Below are 23,669 nucleotides of genomic sequence, written 5' to 3' on the forward strand. Positions count from 1 at the left end.
GTGTTACCTTGGTATATTACTGCTCGTTCTACCTTACAGGAAGGATTATATCGTTATGATGCGATCGCCCGTCTGCAAGATGTACAGATGGGTGATAAAAGTAAAGATATTGGTCGCTACATTCAACTAGGCCCACTAGGTACAGCCCTTCTACCTTCTCGCCGTCCGCGTGTGCTGCTGATTGATGAAATAGATAAAAGCGATATTAATTTACCTAATGATTTACTCAACTTGTTTGAAGAAGGGGAATTTGAAATCCCAGAATTAGCACGGATTTCTAAAGAAGTAAATCAGGTAGAAGTTCGCACTTATGACGGGATGGATGTCCCCATTAAAGCAGGTCGGGTGCGCTGTCAAAATTTCCCGTTTATTCTGTTAACTAACAATGGTGAGCGAGATTTTTCACCAGCATTTTTGAGGCGTTGTTTAAGGTTAAATATGCCTTATGAACCTGATGCAACTGCTTTAAAGGATATTGTGAAAGCACATTTAGGCAGTGATGTGATAACGAAAGATGAAGAAAAAATCAATGAATTAGTTGCAAAATTTAGAACATTACGAGAAGGTGGTGATATAGCCACAGATCAATTGTTAAATGCCATTTATCTAGTCACTCGTGAGTTTAAACCAGCACCAGCAGAAGAAAAAGACTTGATTGAAGTGTTACTGAAATACTTAACCAGTGCGGAGGACAGATGATTGACCAGTTAATTACTGCATTGAGTAAAGAAGTAGAAATGTCAGCCGAAGAAATTGCTGATACGATTTGGCTGGCAATGCAAATGCAGGAATTTCAACCTGAGTCAGTCTCTTCTGATTTAAACCTGAGAACGAAAGACGAAAGAGAAATTAACAACCAGGAAAGTCAGTTAAGTCAGGGAACATTGCCAAAACCCAAGCCAGAAATTTCAGAGCTAGAAGAAACACCAAATCAGTTAACAGAGGAACAAAAAGCAGGTATTTATCCCCGAAATGAGCAAGCAAGTTCAAAATCCTCAGATTTATCTTTTAAAGTCCCTGATGCTCCTTCTTTACGCGAGCCTTTAACCTTAGCACGAGCATTAAAGCCCTTAATGCACCGTATCCCCTCTGGGAGAGAATTAGTCTTAGATGAAGCCGCCACCATCCAACGAATTGCTGATGAAGGACTTTGGATACCTGTACTTAGACCCACAGTAGAACCTTGGTTAGATTTAGAGTTAGTAGTTGATGGAGCAATCTCCATGCAAATTTGGAGACATACAATTAGAGAATTGGAACGACTGCTGAAGAACTATGGAATTTTCCGAGATGTGAGGGTCTGGGGACTAATTACAGATGAAAACGAACAAGTGCAGATTCATCGAGGTATCGGTGCAACGGCTAAAAATCAAACTCCCCGTAGTCCCAAGGAATTAATTGACCCCAGTGGTCGGCGTTTAGTGTTGGTAGTCAGTGATTGTGTGTCATCTCTCTGGCAAAATGGAGCGGTTACACCTGTCTTAAAACTCTGGGCAAAACAAGGGTCAATGGCTATTGTCCAGATGCTTCCTAAATGGCTTTGGAAAAGAACTGCTTTAGGTAGAGCCTCAGAGGTACGGTTGCGGGCATTGAATCCGGGAGCGTGTAACCAGAAATTAATCGCCAAGGAAGTGTCATTCTGGGATGAACTTGATGATAAAACGGGGGTTAAAGTTCCTGTATTTACCTTAGAACAAGATAAGGTCGCTACTTGGGCGCAAATGTTATCGGGTAAGGGCAGTATTTGGACACTGGGATATGTGTTTAAGTTAAATGCAACTCCTGTTGATAAGGAAAGTAGTTTATTTAATCTTACTCATAGTGATTTGAGTGCAGAACAGCGTGTACAGGCGTTTCAGGTAACGGCATCACCAATGGCACGAAAACTCGCAGGATTATTAGCTTCTGCACCTGTGATTAGTCTGCCAATTGTGCGATTGATTCGGGAAACACTGTTAAAAGATTCTCAACAGGTTCATGTAGCTGAGGTGTTTTTAGGTGGATTATTAAAGCCATTATCTGAGATTAATGCAAACACCAATCCTGATTATGTTCAATACGAATTTATAGAGGATGTACGGGATTTATTAGTTGATTCTGTTCCTTCAAAGTATGTTTTGAATGTGGTTGATGAGGTATCAAAATATGTAGCGAAGAAAGTAGGTTTATCACTAGAGGCTTTTGCTGCTGTATTGAGGAATCCGAGACAAGTTAGAGATATTAAGATTGTTGAGGAAGTTGGATATTTTGCAACGGTTACGGCTCAGGTTTTGAGGCGTTTGGGTCGTGAGTATGTAAAGGTTGCTGATGAAATACAACCAAAAGAATTGGAAATAGATTATCTTAATGAATCAGAAGATCAGGTTGCCACGTCTCAAGCAATTTCATCCCCATCTTCTCAGCAGAATCAGCAGTATGTTGATGATCTGGTACAAAAAGTGCGATCACGCATTCATGATGACATCCAGCGATTACATGGCAAGATACCATTATGGGGTGTAGATCATTGGTTTCCTTTATGTGATTTGTTTGTTGATGTGAATATCCTTGAGGAACTGAGCAGTAGCCGTAGGTCAGAACTTGATGACTTGTGGCAAGACTTCGGTAAGAATCCAAGTGATCGCAGTTTAGATCGCATTGGTTTGGGCAGAAAACTGCAACGGGTATCAGGGCTAGAGGTGCTGGCGAAGAATACGAATTTTATGGTAGTGGGTAAACCTGGTTCAGGGAAGACCACTTATTTGCAACGAGTAGTTACCGAGTGCAACGCGGGCAATTTACAAGCGCATCGAATTCCTGCTCTGATTAAACTGCGTGAATTTGTAGAGGATGGACGTAAGTTTGCCTACTCACTGGAGCGTTATTTTGAGAGGTACTGGCAGTTATCCAATACAGAAATTAATTTGATTTTCAATCAAGGTCGGGCATTGGTTTTGCTAGACGGGTTAGATGAAGTAACAAGGGAATATGGTAAGAACATCACCAAGCAAATTAAGCAGTTCGCTCGTTATTATCCGCAGACACAGGTAATTGTAACCTGTCGGACGCAAAGTCAAGAATCGCGGTTTGAGCGTTTTAATTATGTAGAAGTAGCAGATTTTAATCAAGCCCAAGTGCGATTATTTGCCGAGCATTGGTTTAAGACAGTCATGAAAGATGACTCAGCAGGATTAGCAAGATCGCAGGAGTTTCTAAATCAAATTTTCTTAGAAACGAATAAACCGATTCGGGATTTAGCTAGTACACCAAGTTTGCTAAGTTTTATTTGTGCTGCGTTTAACCAAACTGGCAAGTTCTACTCAAAGCATTCCAAGCTTTATGAGGAAGGGTTAGAGTTACTACTAGAGCAGTGGGATAAGTCACGACAGATTAAGCGAGATGAGATTTACCGAGATTTATCGCTGGAGCGAAAACTAGAATTACTTAGTTATCTGGCGGTTAAAAAGTTTGAGCAACCGCAGTATGTTTTGTTTGAGCAGTCAGAAATTGAGGGTTACATAGCAGAGTTTTTGGGAATTGATCTGCGGGATAGTCGAGCAGTTTTGAAGGCGATTGAGTCTCAGCATGGATTATTGATTGAGCGATCGCAAAAAATTTGGTCGTTTTCGCATCTAACTTTTCAAGAATATTTTGTAGCGAAGTGGTTTATTAATAAAAATACATTACAAGATTTAGCCTCTCAAGTTGATAAAATATATTGGAGAGAAATATTCATATTGGCTGTTTCAATTTTGAAAAATGCCGATGATTTACTAAAATTAATGAAGGTAAAAATTGATAATTTGATCATTGATAATAAACATACACAAGGTTTCTTAGACTGGGTTGCAAAAACAGCAAGTCGTAGAAAATCAAATTTTAAACCATCTTCAATAAGAGCGGCTTACCACTATTTAGCTCATGTTTATAAAGACAATAATGCTGATCAGATTTATAATTATGGTGAATATAGAGACTTTATTGATTCACCAGGAATATACGGTTTACCCAGGAAATACGAAGAAGTCCCATATAGGAATGTTACAGAGCTAGTTTTCTCATCCTCTCGACTCTTGTACTCTCTTGATCTAAATCTTTATAAGTCTTTAAATAAGTATAATTATAATTATAATAATAAAGAAAACAGACAATTCTGGGAAATTTCTGAATCTCTACTTGGGAAATTTCCCACAAATATTGCTGACTATTCTTTTGATAAGCTTGATTCCCCACAGTATGAATATGGCAAAACAATATTCAGTAAATATTACGATTTAAATAATTTACTTATCTATTGTCTCAAAAATAGTAATAATGTTAGTCAGGAGGTGATGATGGAGATTGAAGAAACATTACTATTGCCGATCACCGAAATAGAAAAGCGCAACTATGCAACAGCCAAATAGAGAGATCATTTCATGATTTGTAGAAATTTTAGGCTACATCATTAGACGAAAGTTTAGGAATTTTATTGTAAACTTCTGAATTTTCTTCAAGGGCTTGACGTAAATCATATTGTGTTTGTAAATTTAACCAAAACTGGGCAGTGTTGCCAAAATAGTGAGATAGACGCAAAGCTGTATCTGCTGTAATACTGCACTTTCCAGATAAAATTTCACTAATTCGTGTCTGAGATACACCTATATCTTTGCTTAATCGATAAGATGTGATGTTTAACGGTTCTAAAAATTCTAGTTGCAGGATTTCGCCTGGATGAATGTTTGGCAACCGGTTGTTATTCATAATGATTTTTATACTTAGTGGTAATCGACTATTTCAACTTCCGAAGCATTGTTTTCATCTGTCCAAACAAAGCAAATCCGCCATTGGTCATTAATCCGAATACTGTACTGCCCACTTCTATCGCCAACTAGCTTTTCTAGGCAATTTCCTGGTGGAACGCGCAAGTCATTAATTGATGTTGCTGCGTCAAGGATAAGTATTTTTCGTAAAGCAGTCTTCTGAATATTGGGTGGGTATTGAGAAGATGTAAAGCCTTCAAAAATTAGCTTTGTCTCTTCAGACTTGAAATTAACAATCACAATAATATCGTTTTGCGTTACTATCGTCAAACGTTAGTATACATTTCAAGTAGTAAATTTTGACATTGACCAAGCGATGGCGTAACCGCCCAGCGTAGCTGATCGCTCATTCATAAATATGCCTGACAACAAGCTGCGCTGTATCTAAGTTTAGAATTTAACCGTAAGCATATCCTGTAAATATTTATCAGCGCGGTTAATATGACTGACGTGAATCCCGACATCACTCGAACTATTGCGATCGCAGTGCAGCCTCAAGAGAATGGACAGTATATTTGTCAGTTATCATCCTCTCTGAGCGATTCTCCTAGAGAAAATATACAATGCTACGGTCAAACCAAAGAACACGCGATCGCGATCGCCTTAGAGCAACTAGCCCATGAGTATCGCCAAATAGCAGAAGAACGACAAAATACAGATTGGGACACAGGGGAGCGATCAGACTCTGGAGAGGCAATTACCAAGCATTACCATGTAATTCTGCACTACGAGCGCATTGCAGAGGAAGAATCGAAGTTTGAGGCAATGCGCAATACCATTATGGGAAATACGGTGGTGGAGAATGCTAATATCACCGTGATTGAGATTGATCCAAATATACCAATTGAGCCATTAACGCGATCGTGGGATTGATTGGGACAGTAAAATCAGGTTTTCAGGACTTTAGTGCTGTTGCGGTAGCCAAAGGCTTAAGCTTCGCTTATCGCCTGCGGTGGAGCGTAGACCATCGCCTACTTGATTCCAGCTTATCGTTTTGTCTGCACATCAATCTTTGTGATTTACGGTAGAGAATTTTCTCAATCACAGCACAACCATTGAAGGCACGCAGATAAAACATCCACACTAAACTGCTAAATTTGCTATTTAACTAGCTGGACTGTTTTATAACAATACGAACCCATAGAATCGTGATTTCGCCGTTGCTGGCGGATTGTTGCCAAATGCTCTAATGCTTGATTCAACCCTTTCAAAATGTGCCTCTCATATCGAGCCAATTTATCTGTCTCTTGGGGCAAAGCCCGCGATTTTTTCTCTTCCTCCCTAATCTGCGCCTGCAAATTTTTCAGTTCCGCACCCCCACTTCTATCACCTTCTAAATCAATGAGCGATTGGAGGGCATCAGGAAATTTAAAATTCATTTCAGCCCTTAAAATAGAGAGATTGGCGATCGCCGCCTCCGCCTGCCAAAGTCGATTTAACTTGAGCCACCCCATTGCCACTTGCTGCGCCAGAAATTTTTCCGTAGCAGTTGTTGGTTGATATTCATCAATTAAGGACTGTACAAAGCCTTGAAATACCTCTAAATCTTCACCCAGCACTAGAGGTGGATTAACTGAAAGTAAGCCATGCCGAGTAGAATTTCCAGAAGCAATAGACTTGCCCTTTTTTGTAACTGGGCCACGAGATTTTTTTCCATTGGCTCGACAAATTTCTGGATTAGCGACCATAGTTTTGTTTCACGATAACTATTAAAATAATTTTGCTAGCTGGAATGGCACACAATAATTACTTTTGCGATCGCTCATACGAAGATACAGTCAATAAATCATCGAATGGCGATCGCCTTACCAAGTTATTATTGGCTATCGTCGTTAGTCTTGGCTTCTAATGGCTCAAGAAAAGATTGAGGACACTCATGATTAAGTAAATCTTGAGGTAAAGTCGTATCTTCAAAGGTAATACTAGCTTCACCATTAGCTGTGAGGGAATTAACCACAGCAACCTTGCCGTCCCTTTTAGAACCGAGACATCTGAATAATACCCGCATCCCTTGAGCAATTTTTGGGACTGAACTGTTATAACTCTCATCGCTCCCCTGGGGTGAGTTAAGAGTGGTAGTTAAAACTCGTGAAATGACCACAGCTTCTTGATTTTGGACTTTTAACTCCTCTCCTTCAGATTTCTTAATTAAAAGTGAGTTAAAAGTAGAGTTAAAAGTCTGTAATTCTTGTTCTGCAATAATTTCAGAGTTTTGATTAATAAGTGGAACAGAAACATCAGGGAGGGGGGACTGTGTGGCGTTTCTAAAGTAGACTTTACGCCGGGGATTGTTTGGAGATTTACTTTTACTAACCATTCCTCGTTGGTGCATTTTACATAATTCAACCCCTATGTTGTTACCACCCACTGCATTCTGAATTTCTTCTGGTTCGTATCTTACTCCTGGATGCTGGTCTAAAAATTCTAAGATGCGTTGTCTTAAGGATTGGCTTTGTTGGGCATTATCTAGAGATTCCCCGAAATGCCCTAAATTTTGAAAAACACCTGTGGTAGAGTCATACATGAGTTTCAGGGTTACAGGCTCATAACCTCTAGTTTTCGCCATTGAAAAAATTCGGTGAGGGTCGGATTGATCTTTACTTGCCTTTTCAATTCGGTAGTGGAAACTTACACTACCGGCGATCGCTGTTGATCCAGATGCTCTGCTGACTCCTGTATCATCCTTATTTTTATTATCATGGTGAACCCAGAGTAGAGTACCACCATAGCGAATAATAAGCCTTTCAACCTCTTTTAACCAGTGGCCAATAGACTCAGACTTCTCCTCAATCCCCAAAGGGTGGATAATAGTTGCTCGAATACTGTCGATAATAACCAAGTCAGGTTGAAATTCTTGTAACCATAATTCCAAGCTTTCTAAATCTTTAATAGTCCAAGCTGCCATATTACGAGTTTCACCAATGACCCGAATATTTGGCTCATTATCAAAACCTCGGTGTGAGAGATAATTAGCAGTGATGTTGAGAGGCTGATCGCTATTTATCATTAACACTTTACCATTTCTAGCTTTTTCTCCTAGAAATGGAGTACCAGTAACAATTGAATAAGCTAGGTCAGTAGTCCATAAAGTTTTTGAAGCTCCTGGCAAGCCAGAAAGGATACCACTGACACCCTTTGGTATAATTCCTTCTACTAGCCAACTTAAACCTTCATTTTCAAGAGCGAATACTTCCTGTAGTGTCAGAGGTTGCGGTTTTTGTTGGTTTTGCTTTTCAGCATATTGAATAGCTTGACACTGCTGCTCAAATTCCTTAGTTGTTATATGATATCGACTAAGAATTCTATTCCGTTCTGTTATCTGTCGCTGGGGATTAGTCTCCCGCAAGTAAGCTTGAATTTCAAGCTTTAATCTGGTTGCAAGGAAATTTCTACGCAGAGGAGTTAAAACTTTCCGCTCCCAAAAATAATCACTAAATCGTGTTTGTTGGCGAATTTTTTCAAGCTGGAGATTTTCTTCTAGTTCATCCAAACCTTGATTAATAATGACTTTCGCTTTTTCTATAGCCTCATCTTGAGTTAACTTAAATTCGGTAGTTTTATTGCTGTTAGTGCTTTTAACCCTAGAATGATTAGGACTACTTGAAATTTGGTGATTGGTATTTGATAAAATTATCTTAATATTTGATGGGCATTTAACCTCATATATTTCTTGGTTTAATTGACGAATTTTTAGCCAGCATTGCTCCTCTCCACCGTAAAACTTTGCAGATGGGTAGCTAAATTCTACATCAATGCTCTTGATGATACGCTGTACACGAGCATCATCAATATCTAATTTTTTACCGCCCTGTAAAACAATATCTTGTGGATTAGTATCAAGTAATATTTGGTTACTATTACACCAGTTCTGCCAACCAAAAGCTTCGTGAGCTAGTGTAGTTAGTGCCTCACTGCGATCGCCTGTTGGATTATCTCCATTCAAAATAGCTTTAGCTTTCTTTGAAAGCAGCTGCTCTAGAGGCATACTAGCTTGTGCATAGTCAGTTTGAAGTGGCAATATAGAAGCTAATTTGTTTTTTTTGCTACATGGATAAATACCGATAGATTTTAAATTTTCCACTTCTATTAATTCACCTTGCCGTATAGATTCATAAGCATTTCCAGATGGCCCAATAGTTGGGCTTAGAACTGTAAATCTTCCGATGCTTAAAGCTTCTCCTACGTGCTTTCCTCCAGGAGCTAACGCAAAGTTTGTGAAATCAGGCTGATTTTTCACTTTTATGCCTATTCGCAACCCTCCTGAATGAGTTAGCTCAGAAAATGTCTTTTGCAAAATATGGTTCTGTTCTAACCACTTTAAAACTGTATGTTTGCAATCTTGTGGTGACTTAAAATGCTTAATATCAAAATCAAGCCATACAGTTTTATTCCATCCGCCTAATGTTCCGACTCCGTTATCAGGATGAGCAAACCAAGTGTCTATTTCTTGTTGTGTTGGTAGCATCTGATATTTTTGGTGTTGAATTAAGCGTGGAATGCCATTGTTATCTAGGTAACTAGGATTTTTTCCTGTGTACAATTTCTTAGGTGTTTTCCCATCAGCTTCATACTCAATATTTCTTTTTCTATCTTTTTTTGGGTATTTACATGGATCTTGCTGAGGAGCAACTGGTAGTACAGGAAAATTATTTTGGATCAGCCACTGAATTCGTTTTTTCCGCTCTATTAAGAATGTGTGACTTTTGGAGTTAAAAAGCATTAGCTTGGTTCAACCCCTTTTTTCCAAAAAATCAAGATATTTTCTCTGAAAACCGCTTGAGGTTTCTTTTTGATAATTTTTTCATCAGTTAATCTTCCTCCCTCTTTTCTGAGGTTGATTGGATGGAAGGCACTGAAGATATGTATCTATAGCTCTTTGATGTGCTTGCGGATTATCCCTATTAGCAATCCAGTCAAGTATTAAAGTCACATTGTAAAGCGTAGTTCTGGAATTTATTCTTTGCCAATGGATTCCTTCTTCCCATATCCCTTTGAGACGATATCGCTTAAAAGTTTCAGGTGATAAACCTATTTGTTCTGACAGTTGTTTTTTACTAACAAAATAGTTCATATTGGAGTTGTTGATAAATAACAAACTACTCCAATATGAACTATTCTTACCCATTTAGTGCGAAAGCGACTTTTCTTTTCTAATCCTTACCAGTTAAGCTTTTGAGGCGATCGTTTCTTTTTTTCTGCCTTGTCTTTGCAATTTACCGTTAAAATACAACCTATAGTTATCTTCTTTCATAAAAGTAGTAAATTTTTGCCTAGCTGTTACAACAGGCATATAAAACTTTTTCCTAAATTCGTCATCAATATCTGCTAACTTGATTGCCCAATTTATAACTTTCCATGTATGAGGGCTTTCTTCTTGATTAAAAGGATTTTCACATCCCTGGAGTTTCCTATTTTCATGCTGTCTACGAGCTAAATAATTTTTCATTCTCAGTTCTCCGCCTGAATAAGTAGCAATAAAAACCATAAGTTCTCCCTCTTCTACCAAGTCACGGAGGAACAGTGCAGAGTGAGGAATCAAAGGTCTAAGGTTAGATATGTACTCAAGCATTGTAAAAATAGATTTCCATAAATTAACTTCTAGCATAATCATAGGGTTTAACTTTTTATGTGGCTTCCAATGAGGAAATCTACTATCGATAGTTTGCCGACAAAATTCTCCCACTACTAACTTGCGATACATAATTAACATTTGTCCTGTAACTGTTTGTATCAAATCCTGGTTTGTTTCCATAGATGTCAGCTCATCCAAAACTGAACAAACAATAATTCTAGAATCACAATAAACTGGTGCAGGTGCAATGAGATAAGGGCTGGGCAAGAGTATTATGTTTGTATCTATCATTTTTTCATTACAGTAAACTAAAATTTGATAATTGAAGCTAGTTACACAGATTAATCAATGGGACGTAAATTCAGCATTTTTAGATAATCTGCATAATGCTTTTCAATCATCTCAACGCTGGTATCACACCATTTGCCTATGACTGATTCAGAAACGCCTTTAATAATCTGAATAGTGATGAAGGTATCTCTACAACTATAAGGTGTAGTATTTGGTTTGATAGAATCAACAATTCGATTCCAAGCATTATTACAAAAATTGTTGTAGTTGATTACTTTTCCCTTTGGGCTAGGAAAAACCAAATCATCTAAATAAGGATTTTCAGGTTTGATAGATATCAGTAAATTTCGTAATCTTTCTGAACAAGGGAATTGCCGTTTTTTGTTGTTTTTAGATCCCTGTACTCTTGTAGGGATGCCATTTCCCGATGTTGTCACTGACTCTTCAAAGCGAATATAACCACAGTCCTCTGCTATGTGCTTCCATTGAAGCCCAATTGCCTCTGATGGACGACAACCTGTCAGGAAGAAAAATTCTACAAGTGAAGCATAATGACTATAACTGATGCCTGTATAGCCTCTGCCGTTCCAATTTCCCCGATGCTCTTTAAATGCTTTAATAATTTTTTCTCTTTCTTCTTCTGAAAAAGCATTGGGTTTAGGTTCTAATTGATAACGGTACTTTGGCATCTCGTTAGCCATTCCCACATAAGGGTTAGAGTCAATCAACTTATGTTTTACAGCCCAGTTACAAGCTGCATTAAGTTGAATCAATGCCCGCTTGGTTTGCCCTACTGTAGTTATCCTCTCCAATTCTGCTTTTACTTTAAGAGCATCTAGCAATGGTATATCACCTAAACGTTGGAATAGTTTGGTGAAGCTATTGTGGTATCCCTTAGTTGTTTCCTTGAGGCTTGATGATTTGTAATTTATATAACCTTCCCAAAGTTTTGTTATTTTGGGTGTAACTTTGGGTGTAATGTCAGGTTCAACGGTACTCAGCACTGATTGAGGCTTGTATTTGTCCAGAGTTGGATCAAAATTTCCTGAAGCAATATCCAACTCAATCTGATTCTTTTTTGCTTCTGCTGCTTTACGGCTTATTTTTGTATCGGGTAAACCAAGAGATAAATAGTATCTTTTCCCTCCATAGCGAAATCGTAGTTGTAACCGTCCATTGGAATCAATAATAGAGACATTTCCCTTGGGTACTTTCCCTTTAGGTGTTTTGGTGTACATATTAAACTGTTTTTAGCTGATTATAGTACATCTGTTCTCTACACCCAATTTACACCCAATTTACCCTAAACAGACCCAATTTTTTGTTCAGATGTGGTACATGAGTACCATTGGATTAAGTATTCTATAGACACAAAAAACCCTTGTAAGGCTTAACTCACAAGGGTTTTAAGATAAGAGCGGGCGGCGGGAATCGAACCCGCATTAATAGCTTGGAAGGCTATAGTTTTACCACTAAACTACGCCCGCGAAATATTAACTATGTTAATATAGCACAGTTTTATTGGCAATTCAAGTATTTAATTAGCTGTTTGAGGCTTAATATCAATCCATATATAACAGTTGCTTAAATCTAGTGGTGTACCATCCCCATTTTTAGCTGGGGTACAGCTGTCGTTTTGGAACAAGTCGTTGATGAGTTGCTGGTATGAACTTTTTTCACTTTGTAGGTTCACAGGAAGTTCTAAAACTTCAGCTTGTTGGAATTTGCCATTTTGATCAATTATTAAACTAACTAACAACTGTGCAGGCTGAAGTGTAGAGCTGCTCGGAAGATAACTGGAGCTATTGTCTAGAGACTTTGTACTGCTTCCTTGGTATACAGCAAAAACATTAGGAATATCTCTGTTTCTAATTTTACCTTGTTCTATGAGTTGGCGTACTTCAGTGTCCGCTATAGGCATGACATTGGCTATAAATCCGCCAGCATTAGCTGTAGGTGAATTTTCCGCCGCCGGACTATTGTTAGTTTCAGGAGTAGATGAACTATCATCACTGGAATTATTGGGAGTCTCTCCATTGGGAGTGGATGGAGTGTCTACATTATTAGAATTACTTGCAGTTTCTTCACTAGAATTAGAACTATTATCACTGGAATTGCTGGCAGTTTTTTCATTGAGAGGGGTTGGAGAATCTTGACTAGAAGTGTTTGCAGTTTCTTCGTCTAGAGTGCGTGGCGTTTTCTCTTCTACATCTCCCGACTCAGTGATTTGTTCTGGTGTAACATTTGGATTATCTGATGGTAAGGGAACGCTATTACCGAATTCGATATCTTGACGACGTTCCCAAGGACGTTCACCCAAGGGAACTGTAGGATTTGGCTGCGTAGGTTCTGGGGGTGGTGTAGGAGTTGGTGTAGAGGTCGGTTCTGGTTGAGGAGATTTTTCTTGAGCAAAGACTTGTGTATCAGGTTGAGGCGCATTGCTACTGTTTTCTTGTTGAACACTACCAAAATCTAGCCTTCGATCATCTTGATTAGTAGATGTGGGTGGTGCTGTTTCTGGTGTAGTTTTTGGTGCTTGAGGTGTTGCTGGTTTAGTAGTTGATTCTTGAGGTGAAATTTCGACTAACTCAATAGGAACAACAGTTTGGCTTTGTTGTGGAAACCAAGGTCTAAAACCATTAGGCGATCGCATCAACCAAAAAGCTAGCAAATGCAGAGAAACTGAACCTATAGCTACAGCAATCCACAAACCTGGAGGATCGTGATGTCGCCGCCAGACTGTTGCTGAAATGGGAGTTTTATCTGCAACCGATGTCGTCATAAGTTGAGTGCTGAGTGCTGAGTGAGGAGTGCTGAGTACTGGGTACTGAGTGCTGAGTGAGGAGTGCTGAGTGCTGAGTCCTGAGTGAGGAGTGCTGAGTGCTAAGTGAGGAGTGCTGAGTCCTGATTTAGGTATTGAGCATGAGTTACTTTCTACCTTACTTCTTCCCAGTCCCCATTAACCCTTATTCCAAATTCCTTCCTCAAGGTGTCACAACAAAAGTTAAAACGGTTTCATCAACTCCTTTGAGTTTTAGAGGACTACCTTTAGTAATTTCTTCGTCTTGTAAATAATCAGCGACAGCCGCAGAGACTAAAATAGTACCAGGAACAGCAGCAGATTGTAATCTAGCAGCAATATTCACACTCGGACCGATCGCAGTATAATCTGCTCGTTCGGCACTACCAAACATACCCACAACTGCCGTACCTTGGTGAATACCACAGCGAAACTGTACCCCAGTTGGGTTATCGGCATCAAATATACCTTGGTTGTGCCACTTCTGGTTTAACTGCACCAATGACTTTTGCATAGCTCTAGCTGTATTAATGGCTCGACGCACCTGTTCATTGGGTGTCAGCTCTTCTGGCGCACCATACAAAGCTAAAATAGCATCTCCCATAAATTTATCTACCGTGCCACCGTTATCAAACACCCCTTTAGTCATTACTTCTAGATATTCATTCAGCAATTCTGCCACGCGTCGGGATCTGAGGGTATTAGCTAACTGAGTAAACCCCACAATGTCGCTAAACAAAACTGTAATTAAGCGTGGTTCTGGTCGTAAATCTAAACTCAAAGTACCCGCAGCCGCTTTGGACACTAAAGACGGCGGTAAAAAGCGTTTCAAGACTGACTCTGTAAGATAAGTGTTTAGCTCCAAAACCCTACGTTCGTTTGCCTTCAAAGCTAAAAGATTGCGAACCTCCGCTAGAAGTTCCCGGTCATTAAATGGCTTGGCTAAATACGCATCTGCTCCATGTTCTGTTCCTTCGATGCGGGTTTCTTCATCAACTTTGGCTGTGAGTAAGATAATTGGTATCCCTTTGAGCTTTTCTTCACTGCGAATCATCCGAATCATCTCCAATCCCGTCACCATTGGCATCATCAAGTCGGTGACAATTAAGTTAGGAGCGATCGCTTGCGCTTTCCCAAACCCTTCATAACCGTTACGCGCTGTCTGAACTTGATAACCACTGCGCCGCAGGATATCAGACACATAGGTTCGCAAATCTGGGTTGTCATCTACCACTAGGATAGAGTGCTGCGAGTTATCACTAGATGTTGTAGTTGTTTGGGTGTTTTCCCCTAAAATATTTTGAGCATCTCTAGATAGTGTGAAGTCAATGCTCTGTATGTTGTCAGCAGTCGATTCTACCAGTTCTAAGTCTGCTAACTCCACACTAGCGCGGCTGGTATTAACTTCTACGGGGGTATCAGATACTTGCTGTGGGGGTAAGTGAGCATTGCCGGCTAAAAGCCAAAGTTTAAAGGTAGTACCTTGACCATAGACTGATTCAACTGTGACTTTGCCACCATGTATTTCTACTAATTCTTTGACTAAAGCTAAACCGAGTCCACTACCTTCATAAGAACGATTTTCTGAACCTTCAGCTTGACGGAATCGCTCAAACAGATAAGGAATCTGCTCCTGCACAATACCAATACCTGTATCTTGTACCTGTAGTAAGCACTGATTCTGTGCAGTTCTAAGTCTAACGCTGATTGTGCCACCTTCAGGAGTAAACTTCATGGCATTTGACAACAGGTTATAAAGTACCTTGTCAAATTTTTCCATGTCTAAATACACGGTAGGACATTGGCTCAAGTCAGTGACCAGATGTAGTGACTTTTTTTCACAGTAGGGACGAAATGACTCGACAATTTGGCTGACAAACTCTACTAAATCGCTAGGACGGAAACTCGGCTGCATCCTCCCAGCATCTAAGCGTTGTAAATCCAGTAGTTGGTTGACTAGTCTGAGCAATCGGCGAGAGTTCCGCAAAGCGATCGCACTTTGGTCGTAGGATAACCCCTCGCCTGAACTCACGGCTGACTCTAATGGCCCTTGAATCAAGGTGATGGGAGTGCGAAATTCATGGGAAATATTTTGAAAAAACTCGGTTTTTTGTTTATCTAGTTGCAATAGGCGTTCAGCTTGTTCGCGGGTTTTTTCGTAGAGGCGTGATTGCTGTACTGCGATCGCGGCTTGTGCTGCTACAGTTTTTGCTAACTCAATATCCGATGATAACCACCGCCTAGCTTTGCTACCTACTCTTAGGGTAATACTACCAATACATTTAGCATCAGCTACTAAGGGAACTACCATCAGCGATCGAGCTTGCTGTTTCCACGGTAAATCCAAACCTTGAATTTCTGAAGGAAAATGATTCAAGTCATCAATGACTACAGGCTCATGGGTACGTACTATTTCTTGCAGAATTGGATTTTCCCAAATTTTAGTTTGGGATTCTGGTGATTCTTGTATTGTTATTTCTCTGGGTTTAATGACTGAGGGAAAATCCTCTAAATGCTGAGAACTATCATACAATCCTACGCACTCTACATACTCATCTTCCTCTGCCCACAAAGACAAAACACAGCCATCTACTTGTAGAGCCTGTCCTAGTTGTTGAGTAATGGCCGCAAAGATATCTTGAGGATTCAAACTAGAACGAATTGCTGTGGTAATTGTATTAATTAAACCTTCTCGTTTCGCCAGGGCGCGTACTTGCTCATATGCGTATGCTTGCGATAAAGCAAGAGCTGCTTGATCTGCCACCATCAAGACTAACTGCACCTCTTCAGACCCCCAAATACGCGCTTGGTGACACTGGTGCAGTGCTAGCACCGCCATTAATTGCTGTTGCCAAAGCAAGGGTACAACTAAGCTAGAGGAGATATTAGCAGCCTCAAAAGCCTTAGCTCTGTGTTGCAGTTCAGAAGTATCTCCATAAATACGCTCATCACCTACTACATCATGAATTACCTGCACCTCGCGAGTTTCCCAAACTGTCTGGGCTAGAAGCGGAGGGAGGGAGGGATGATTGATTGGTGCTGATGTTTTCTCATTACTCAGCTGTGCATGAGCGTGTTCTGAAGCCGTTTTTTGATAAATAAATCCTTCATCTACTAATTGTTCATCTTGAAAGGGACGTAATAGACAAACATCCACCTCCAGCATATGACCAACTGTATCCACAATGGCTTGCAAAATTTGTCGATAATCTAAGGCACTACGAATTGTATTAGTAACAGTATTCAGTAGCGATTCTTGGCGCAACGTGCGAGTTAATTCACGGGTGCGAGCTTTCAGGACATTGTGAGTATCAAGGGCTTGACGAACTACTGCCTTGAGTTCTTCCGCTTCCCAGGGTTTAGTAACATATTTAAATACTTTACCAGCATTAATTGCTTCTACTAAGTCTTCGACATCAGTGTAGCCAGTTAAAATAATCCGAATAATATCTGGATATTGAGTTGCCGTGAGGCTTAAAAATTCTGTACCACTCATGATCGGCATACGCTGATCAGAGATAATGACTGCAACCTCTCCCTCTTGCGCCAGCAGATCCAGTGCCGCAGGGCCAGATGTTGCCCTCAGCACCTTGTAGTCGCGATAGAAGGTGCGGTAAAGCAAGTCAAGGTTGTCTGGTTCATCATCAACAACCAAAATTTTAGGCTTACTGTTTACTTGGGATTTCATGCACCGCTTTCCTGCTGTAACGGCAGTCGGATAAAGGATAATCTGATCAGGTAAGAATGTTTCTGAATCAGTTGATAACAGATGTCATTGCAACCAATAAAACTATGTGGAACTATTCACAGTAATTAACTTCAATGGCTTGTCAGGATTGCCATTGCCGCTAGGGCAGTGCAGTTAGTCTCATTATCAGTGATTGTGTTACAGATGTGATACTGACTGTTCAAATATCGCCTCACCTCCAGTAATAAGCATCAGAATACTATAAGCAGCAATCAAGCCTAGTTCAAAAACCGCATGAAGCTACTTTTTAAGTTTTCCCGTTGTTGCAGTCGCACTAACACTTTTAAGTAAATTTTATTTATGCCAGTCCTAAAATAACTAGTAATTTTACTAAAGTCATTTTTTAAATCAAGTATACTGTTAGACTAAATATATCGCGCCTGTATAGCTTTCAGAAAGATTTCCTTAGAAATAACAGCAGCTTCTCGCTCACCCATCAGGGAAGTGATGAGATGAGTTTTGTGGCAATGACTTTTTATTTTTGCCTTTTTGTACTGCTTATGATGATGTTGGCAAGCATACTAATGTGTTAGGCTACTATACTCTTACTGGGTTAATTTTTATCTAGCTTAATTTTTTCTATTTCAAACAATGAAGAGTGCTGAGTTAAAAAATCCCATACTTTCTTGCGGGGCTTGTACCGAGTGCGAAAGTCCTGAGTATTTTTCTTCTGACTCAGCACGCTGCTCAACGCCCCGCGATCGCTAACAGCACTAAGTAAGGTCAAAGCTTGATTTTGTTCGCGTAGTAGACGTACCAAAGGGCTGTATACACCCCTTGTTAGCGTTAAACTACTCTGCAAGAACACCTGACGTTGAATCCTTCCCAGTACAGAGTACACTAAAAAACTAGAATTATGTCCGCCGACTTACTGACAGTGTTTTAGGATAATTGAGAAGATTTTCGTTGAAAAACATCAATACTAAACTAGCCTTGACATACTGGTTTTCTGACCCATCCCACCAAAAAAAAGTCACAGCATCTGCTGAACACAGTTCCCATCACTTCCAAATTCGCGCTGCTACATCTGCTGATTTGAGGGGTGTTGCCCAAATTATTACAGAAAGTTTTCATTCCCAAAATGGTTTATGGGGATGGGCTTTTCCTCTACTCCGTTTAGGTATTTATGAAGACCTCAAACATCGCCTGCTATCGTCATTACCTCATCACATTTGTTTGGTGGCGGTGAATACTCATAGCAATGCAACGCATCAATTAGTAGGAACTGTCGAAATGGGTGTGCGTTTCAGCGATCCTTGGACGCAGGTTGGTAAGAGTTTCCTTTATCTGTCTAACTTAGCAGTTCACCCAGAATACCGAAGGCATGGTGTGGCATCACAATTACTCGCTAGCTGTGAACAGGTTTCGCAGGAATGGGGATTCGATGATCTATATCTCCATGTTTTGGAAAATAATTATCAAGCACGGCAGCTCTATTTCAAGCTGGGGTATAAGGTACAAACTGTAGAATCTAACTTGAATATCTTCTTCTTTAGGCAATCACGGCATATCTTACTGCATAAACATCTACACTTAGATGCCATTATCTAAATATTCTTTTTTGGCTGGTAAATAGTTTACTAGCACTCCGCTTGGTCTAGTAAGTTTTTTAGTCTTTATCCAATGAATGCTTTTATTCTTTAAAGCTTTAATCTATAGTATCAGATAAAAAATAAGTAATTACTTAAATCATAAAACTACATACCTGATTTGTCCACGAGAAATATTCTCAGCGATACCTTAATATTTTGGTCAAACAAGATGGGTGTATACCATTTATGTACCATTTACGAGATTTATATCCTTGCAAATTTTGAACGAAAGTATTGAATTTCCTTCAGGGCAGTAGTTTTGACAGGATTTAAGCATATTTGTTCTAGTCAAAATTTCATCTACAATTATTAGAAAATTATTTTTACTTGTACTTTAAAAAAAGTTCATAGAAAAAAACATATTTATTTGTCCATATTATGTTATTCATATTAAATTTCAATTCTTAACGTTAAATATTATGAAACGAAAAATTTAAGCTATGATTGTCGCATCAGTAAAATTACTTTGAAAGTAAATTAATATCCTCATAGAAACTTATTAATGAAGATATTTATCTTCATAAACACTTTAAGTGTTTTTGTGATTAATTGGCAGACAAATAAAGTTAAATCACATAGAATGTGATTACTTCAATGGCAAAGCTCATGTCTATTGCTTTTAATTTTAGTTACAATTAACTAAACAATTCTGGTTACAAAGAGAGAGCAAAAAAAAAGGTGGGGATTTAATCAAACTTATCCACACTGGATTCCCAAATTACACTATTCAAAAGTTTTAGCAAACATGGATAGCGAAAAAACCCGCCGCTATCAAGCTACTATGGTATCAACTTACTACTCTGACACAAGTTGCCTTGACAGTTTTGTCATGCCAGATGGAACTGAGCAAACATACAGTTCGGATGTTCTGACATTTTTGCACAGTGGACAAGTTTTTATAGTCAATAGTCGTAGGCGGAATGGGTTAATCCTCTTTAAACGCTATCATGCTGAATTTGCCGGGCCAGGAGCAGCAGTTGGCGGTGATTATGATGCTGATTGCCAGATGGTTATTCCTATAGGAAATCTGTCTTTACTGACACCAGAGTTATATGAAGAGCGGCAAAAAGCTTATTTAATTAGACGACAGTGGATTAGGTTGATCAAGCAAATTACAGAAAATCCAGTTCCTCAGCAGCGAGTGCAGAAAATTCTGGATCAGTTTGAACAATATTTTCCCCAGGAAATGGTTGCTAATTTACCAGATGTTGCTTTTGCTTTACTAGTGGGAGTGCTACCTCAAACGGCGGGAATAGTACGCCGTTGGGGAGGTAGGGAGATTTAAATCAGGTGATGCTCAATAGACCTCTTGCATAAATGCTTAACCTGTCATGTTGAGCGAAGCGAAACATCTCAAAGATTCTACATTTCATTCAGAATGACACATCTAATTTTCGGACTTTTGCAAGAGGTTTAATGCCTTAATGACTAGTGACTAAAGCTGCTTGTATTCGATTTAGCGTGCGTAAGTTTTCTTCAGGTGTACCGATAGTAATTCGCAGTCCTCCGCTAATTTCGCGGATAAGAGTGCCTTGATTTTTGAGTTGTTGATGAAGATTTTTTAAAGCTGTATTTTTTGAGTCATCATTATTCGGTTGAAGACGCACGAAAATAAAGTTAGTGGCACTTTCTATAACTTGTAATGCTGGGTTTTGAGATAATGCTGTAATCATTTTGTTGCGTTCATGCAGCGTTTGCGGAATTGATTCCAGCAAGATGTGACGATTTTGCAAAGCCATGAGTGCAGATGCAATGGAAAAACTAGGTAAGTTGTAGGGTAAGCGGATTTTTTCTAGGATAGCGATCGCTTCTGGATGAGCTATACAATAACCTACACGCATAGCTGCTAAACGGAAAGCTTTAGAAAAGGTACGTAAAATCACCCAGTTGGGATGCTTTGCTAGTTCACTCGCCAAAGTTGTTTGGCTAAATTCAAAATAAGCTTCGTCAATGACTACCAAAACTTGTTCACTCAGACTTCTTAACCAAGTTAATTCATGGAGAGTTAAAGGATTAGCTGTAGGGGAATTGGGATGAACAACGAACACAACACGAATGGGAGGATTTTTAGTTTGTTCGATAGCTGATTGGGCGGCTATTAAATCAATTTCAAAGTTGTTAGGATTTCTAGCAACTGTTACGACAGGAATACCTAAAGTTTTTGCTAGAATCCCGTACATGGAAAAGGTGGGATTAGCAACAAGAACTGCACCTTCTCCTTGTAGACAGGTGGCAATTAATAAAGAACGGATTAGTTCATCTGAACCATTACCCACAGAGATATTGTCAGCCATAAATAGTGATGTAGAAATACCAGCCGATTCATTGACATATTCAGCGATCGCATTTTTGATCGCCTCATGTCCACCATCAGGATAACGATTCGTTTCGATGACCTCTTGATAAGTCCAAGCCAGCTTTTGTTTTAAGTCAGGCGGCAAATCATAGGGGCTTTCATTGGTATCTAGGCGATCTAACTGAGTCGGAACTGCTGCACCTGTGTCGCTGCTAGGGTGTGGTTTGTAAGCGTTAAATTGTGCTAAATCTGAACGAATAAAAGGAAGCATAGTTTTAGTCAATAGTCAATATTCATTGGGAATTGGGCATAGAAAATATAATCTACCTTGTCACCTGTCACCTGTCACCTGTCACCTGTCACCTGTCACCTGTCACCTGTCACCTGTCACCTGTCACCTGTCACCTATCCCCCAGATAACTGACAAAATTGTTGAATCGCTTGCCAAATTTCTTCTGTAACATTACTTAGGGCGTGATCGCTATCTAGTTCTACTAATTCTACCCAAGGACGCGATCCCATAAAATAGCGACTGGCAATAATGGGAATGACTTCATCTTGTTTGCCATGCAAAATCAACGTGGGAATTGGGCGGTGTAATTGGGTTTGGTAGTATTTAGTTGCATCTGTCACAAAATTGTAACTTAAAGGTAGCGATCGCCCTTCGCCATAGTGATGAACCATGATGTACTGTTCTTGTTGCCAACGTTGTATTGCTTCATCGCCTAAATTGGGCAACCAATGGGATAAAAACTCAAAAGCTGGTGCTAGTAATACTAAGCGTTCTACTTGTAAATATTGCTGTGCTATGTGGGCAGCAGTCAATCCCCCCAAACTAGAACCAATCAGGGTTACAGGTACAGAGTCATCACTAAATGCTGCTGCTACTTGTTTGATTTGACGTGAGATTGTTAACTCGGAGAAGTCGCCAGCATTCAGATCGGGAATTTTTAGGGGGATTTGATTTTTAGCAAAGCGATCGCTAATATCTTGAGCTTTGTTAGATTTAGGGCTAGAAGCAAAACCGTGCAGGTAGATGTACTGGTTAAGCATTGGGGAAGGGGACAGGTGACAGGTGACAGGTGACAGGGGACAGGGGACAGGGGAATGACTATTGATCTATCGCATAGTGACAAATTCTTCGGCGGCGGAGGGGTGAATACCTACGGTGTCATCAAAGTCTTGTTTGGTTGCACCCATTTTGACAGCGATCGCGACACCTTGGATAATTTCGGCGGCATTTTCCCCGACCATGTGCGCACCTAAAACTTTGTTGGTGTTTGTATCTACAACCAACTTCATCATTATGCGCTCTTGTTTACCTGTCAAACTGTGGTACATGGGACGGAAGCTGGTGCGATAAATTGTTACTGCGTCACCCAGTTTTTCCCGTGCTTGGGTTTCTGACCAACCAACTGTAGCGGCTTCTGGGTTGGAAAATACGGCGGTGGGTACGGTTTCATGGCTGAATTTACGGCGATTGTTGCCAAATTCACTGTCAGCAAAAGCACGACCTTCACCAATGGCGACAGGAGTTAAATTTAAGCGATCAGTGACATCACCGACAGCAAAAATGTTGGGTTGATTGGTTTGACTATATTCATCGACTGCGATCGCACAAGTAGTGCAGTATCCTGCTTCTACAGAACTGGGAACAACATCAACCCCAGCATTTTGTAAACAGAGTCCTTCGACGTTGGGATCTCGACCTGTAGCTACCAAACAGACATCAGCAATGATGGGTTCTTGAGCGTCTCCAGATAAATTCAACTTCAAGCCTTCCGGAACTTGTGCAATGGCTGTCACCTCGGTATTTTGGATCATGTTAATCCCGTGATTGCTCATGCCTTCTTGAATGGCTGTGCGGATATCTTCATCAAATCCTTTTAAAATGAGGTGATTACGGTTAATCTGTGTCACCTCAGATCCCAAACCGCGCATGATACAGGCAAATTCTGTACCGATATAACCAGCACCAATAATGGCAATGTGTTTTGGTTGTGCTGTTAAATGAAATATTTCATTGGAGGTAACACCGTATTCTATCCCTGGTAAATCTGGTTTAGCAGGTCGCCCACCAACAGCAATTAAAATTTTATCGGCTGTAATTTTGCGGTCATTAACTTCTATGGTGTGGGGATCTAAAAATTTAGCGTGACCAGCTATCAGTTCTACGCCTGCTTTTTCGAGCAAACTGATATGTAATTGTGATAGTCGCCTGACTTCTTGATCAATTGATGTAATAAAATGCTCCCAGTCGAACAAGACATTATCTACTTGCCAACCATAGCCAGCTGCATCTTGAAACAGCGCGGGAAAATGAGAGCCATAAACCATCAATTTTTTCGGAATACAACCCCGAATGACACAAGTTCCGCCGACTAAATCATGTTCAGCGATCGCTACTTTTGCTCCGTAGCTAGCTGCACATTTGGAAGCCGCCAAACCACCAGAACCCGCACCAATTACAAATAAGTCATAATCAAAATTCATATATTTAAATGTCTCATTTTATTGAAGTGTGCGATTTTGCGTTAAATAAAAAAGGAATATACCCCATTCCCTTTTCCACGATAGGATTAAGCATTT

The 23,669-nt window shown here is 39.8% G+C and carries 18 protein-coding genes and 1 tRNA gene; 5 read left to right on the forward strand and 14 right to left on the reverse strand.

Annotation, left to right across the window (positions count from 1 at the left end; all coding sequences use genetic code 11):
* Together VB693_RS12710 and VB693_RS12715 are read left to right on the forward strand one after the other, a co-directional pair.
* Positions 1–699: MoxR family ATPase (locus VB693_RS12710; RefSeq protein WP_323266591.1), on the forward strand; the 699-nt coding region annotated here is incomplete at its 5' end.
* On the forward strand, positions 696–4,385 hold the full coding sequence (locus tag VB693_RS12715; RefSeq protein ID WP_323266592.1) for an SAV_2336 N-terminal domain-related protein: 3,690 nt from the start codon (positions 696–698) through the stop codon (positions 4,383–4,385). The genes VB693_RS12710 and VB693_RS12715, both read left to right, overlap by 4 nt.
* A gap of 28 nt (positions 4,386–4,413) precedes the next feature.
* Here VB693_RS12715 and VB693_RS12720 read toward each other — a convergent pair whose 3' ends face one another.
* Positions 4,414–4,722, reverse strand: a complete 309-nt coding sequence (locus tag VB693_RS12720) for a HigA family addiction module antitoxin (protein ID WP_323266593.1) — start codon at positions 4,720–4,722, stop codon at positions 4,414–4,416.
* Positions 4,723–4,736: 14 nt separating this feature from the next.
* Positions 4,737–5,021 (reverse strand): type II toxin-antitoxin system RelE/ParE family toxin, encoded by a 285-nt coding sequence (locus tag VB693_RS12725; RefSeq protein ID WP_323266594.1) that lies wholly within the window; start codon positions 5,019–5,021, stop codon positions 4,737–4,739.
* A gap of 201 nt (positions 5,022–5,222) precedes the next feature.
* On the opposite strand from VB693_RS12725, the gene VB693_RS12730 reads away from it, so the two are divergent.
* A complete protein-coding gene (locus tag VB693_RS12730; protein ID WP_323266595.1) occupies positions 5,223–5,654 on the forward strand; it encodes a hypothetical protein in 432 nt (143 codons plus the stop codon).
* Positions 5,655–5,881: 227 nt separating this feature from the next.
* Here the strand turns inward: VB693_RS12730 and VB693_RS12735 are convergent, their stop codons facing one another.
* The 9 genes from VB693_RS12735 to VB693_RS12775 all read right to left on the reverse strand — a co-directional run bounded on the left by VB693_RS12735 (position 5,882) and on the right by VB693_RS12775 (position 17,952).
* On the reverse strand, positions 5,882–6,469 hold the full coding sequence (locus VB693_RS12735; RefSeq protein WP_323266596.1) for a hypothetical protein: 588 nt from the start codon (positions 6,467–6,469) through the stop codon (positions 5,882–5,884).
* A 128-nt stretch (positions 6,470–6,597) separates the two neighbouring features.
* Entirely contained in the window at positions 6,598–9,501 is a 2,904-nt protein-coding gene (locus tag VB693_RS12740; protein ID WP_323266597.1) for an AAA family ATPase, read from the reverse strand.
* An 84-nt stretch (positions 9,502–9,585) separates the two neighbouring features.
* A complete protein-coding gene (xisR, locus tag VB693_RS12745; RefSeq protein ID WP_323266598.1) occupies positions 9,586–9,906 on the reverse strand; it encodes an excisionase family protein in 321 nt (106 codons plus the stop codon).
* A gap of 39 nt (positions 9,907–9,945) precedes the next feature.
* Positions 9,946–10,644, reverse strand: coding sequence for a hypothetical protein (locus tag VB693_RS12750; RefSeq protein WP_323266599.1), 699 nt, complete (start codon positions 10,642–10,644; stop codon positions 9,946–9,948).
* 50 nt (positions 10,645–10,694) lie between these two features.
* The gene (locus VB693_RS12755) at positions 10,695–11,882 is read right to left on the reverse strand and encodes an Arm DNA-binding domain-containing protein (protein ID WP_323266600.1); all 1,188 of its coding nucleotides are present in this window, start codon (positions 11,880–11,882) and stop codon (positions 10,695–10,697) included.
* A gap of 178 nt (positions 11,883–12,060) precedes the next feature.
* Positions 12,061–12,131, reverse strand: a tRNA-Gly gene (locus VB693_RS12760).
* A gap of 50 nt (positions 12,132–12,181) precedes the next feature.
* Positions 12,182–13,426 carry a hypothetical protein gene (locus VB693_RS12765; protein ID WP_323266601.1) on the reverse strand — a complete coding sequence of 415 codons (1,245 nt, stop codon included), beginning with the start codon at positions 13,424–13,426 and terminating at the stop codon, positions 12,182–12,184.
* A gap of 202 nt (positions 13,427–13,628) precedes the next feature.
* Positions 13,629–17,132, reverse strand: a complete 3,504-nt coding sequence (locus tag VB693_RS12770; protein WP_323266602.1) for a response regulator — start codon at positions 17,130–17,132, stop codon at positions 13,629–13,631.
* A 613-nt stretch (positions 17,133–17,745) separates the two neighbouring features.
* Positions 17,746–17,952, reverse strand: coding sequence for a hypothetical protein (locus VB693_RS12775; RefSeq protein ID WP_323266603.1), 207 nt, complete (start codon positions 17,950–17,952; stop codon positions 17,746–17,748).
* A gap of 146 nt (positions 17,953–18,098) precedes the next feature.
* Here VB693_RS12775 and VB693_RS12780 point away from each other — a divergent pair, with 146 nt between their 5' ends.
* Together VB693_RS12780 and VB693_RS12785 are read left to right on the forward strand one after the other, a co-directional pair.
* Complete coding sequence (locus tag VB693_RS12780) at positions 18,099–18,743, forward strand: N-acetyltransferase (protein ID WP_323266604.1); 645 nt, start codon at positions 18,099–18,101, stop codon at positions 18,741–18,743.
* Positions 18,744–19,529: 786 nt separating this feature from the next.
* Entirely contained in the window at positions 19,530–20,069 is a 540-nt protein-coding gene (locus VB693_RS12785) for a hypothetical protein (protein ID WP_323266605.1), read from the forward strand.
* A gap of 136 nt (positions 20,070–20,205) precedes the next feature.
* Here the strand turns inward: VB693_RS12785 and VB693_RS12790 are convergent, their stop codons facing one another.
* The 3 genes from VB693_RS12790 to gor form a co-directional block, all read right to left on the reverse strand.
* Positions 20,206–21,351 carry a histidinol-phosphate transaminase gene (locus VB693_RS12790; protein WP_323266606.1) on the reverse strand — a complete coding sequence of 382 codons (1,146 nt, stop codon included), beginning with the start codon at positions 21,349–21,351 and terminating at the stop codon, positions 20,206–20,208.
* A gap of 134 nt (positions 21,352–21,485) precedes the next feature.
* Entirely contained in the window at positions 21,486–22,133 is a 648-nt protein-coding gene (locus VB693_RS12795; RefSeq protein WP_323266607.1) for a YqiA/YcfP family alpha/beta fold hydrolase, read from the reverse strand.
* Between the two features lie 66 nt (positions 22,134–22,199).
* Positions 22,200–23,573 carry a glutathione-disulfide reductase gene (gor, locus tag VB693_RS12800; RefSeq protein ID WP_323266608.1) on the reverse strand — a complete coding sequence of 458 codons (1,374 nt, stop codon included), beginning with the start codon at positions 23,571–23,573 and terminating at the stop codon, positions 22,200–22,202.
* Positions 23,574–23,669: the final 96 nt, after the last annotated feature.

Source organism: Anabaena sp. UHCC 0399 (genome assembly GCF_034931465.1).
GTDB lineage: Bacteria > Cyanobacteriota > Cyanobacteriia > Cyanobacteriales > Nostocaceae > Trichormus > Trichormus minutissimus.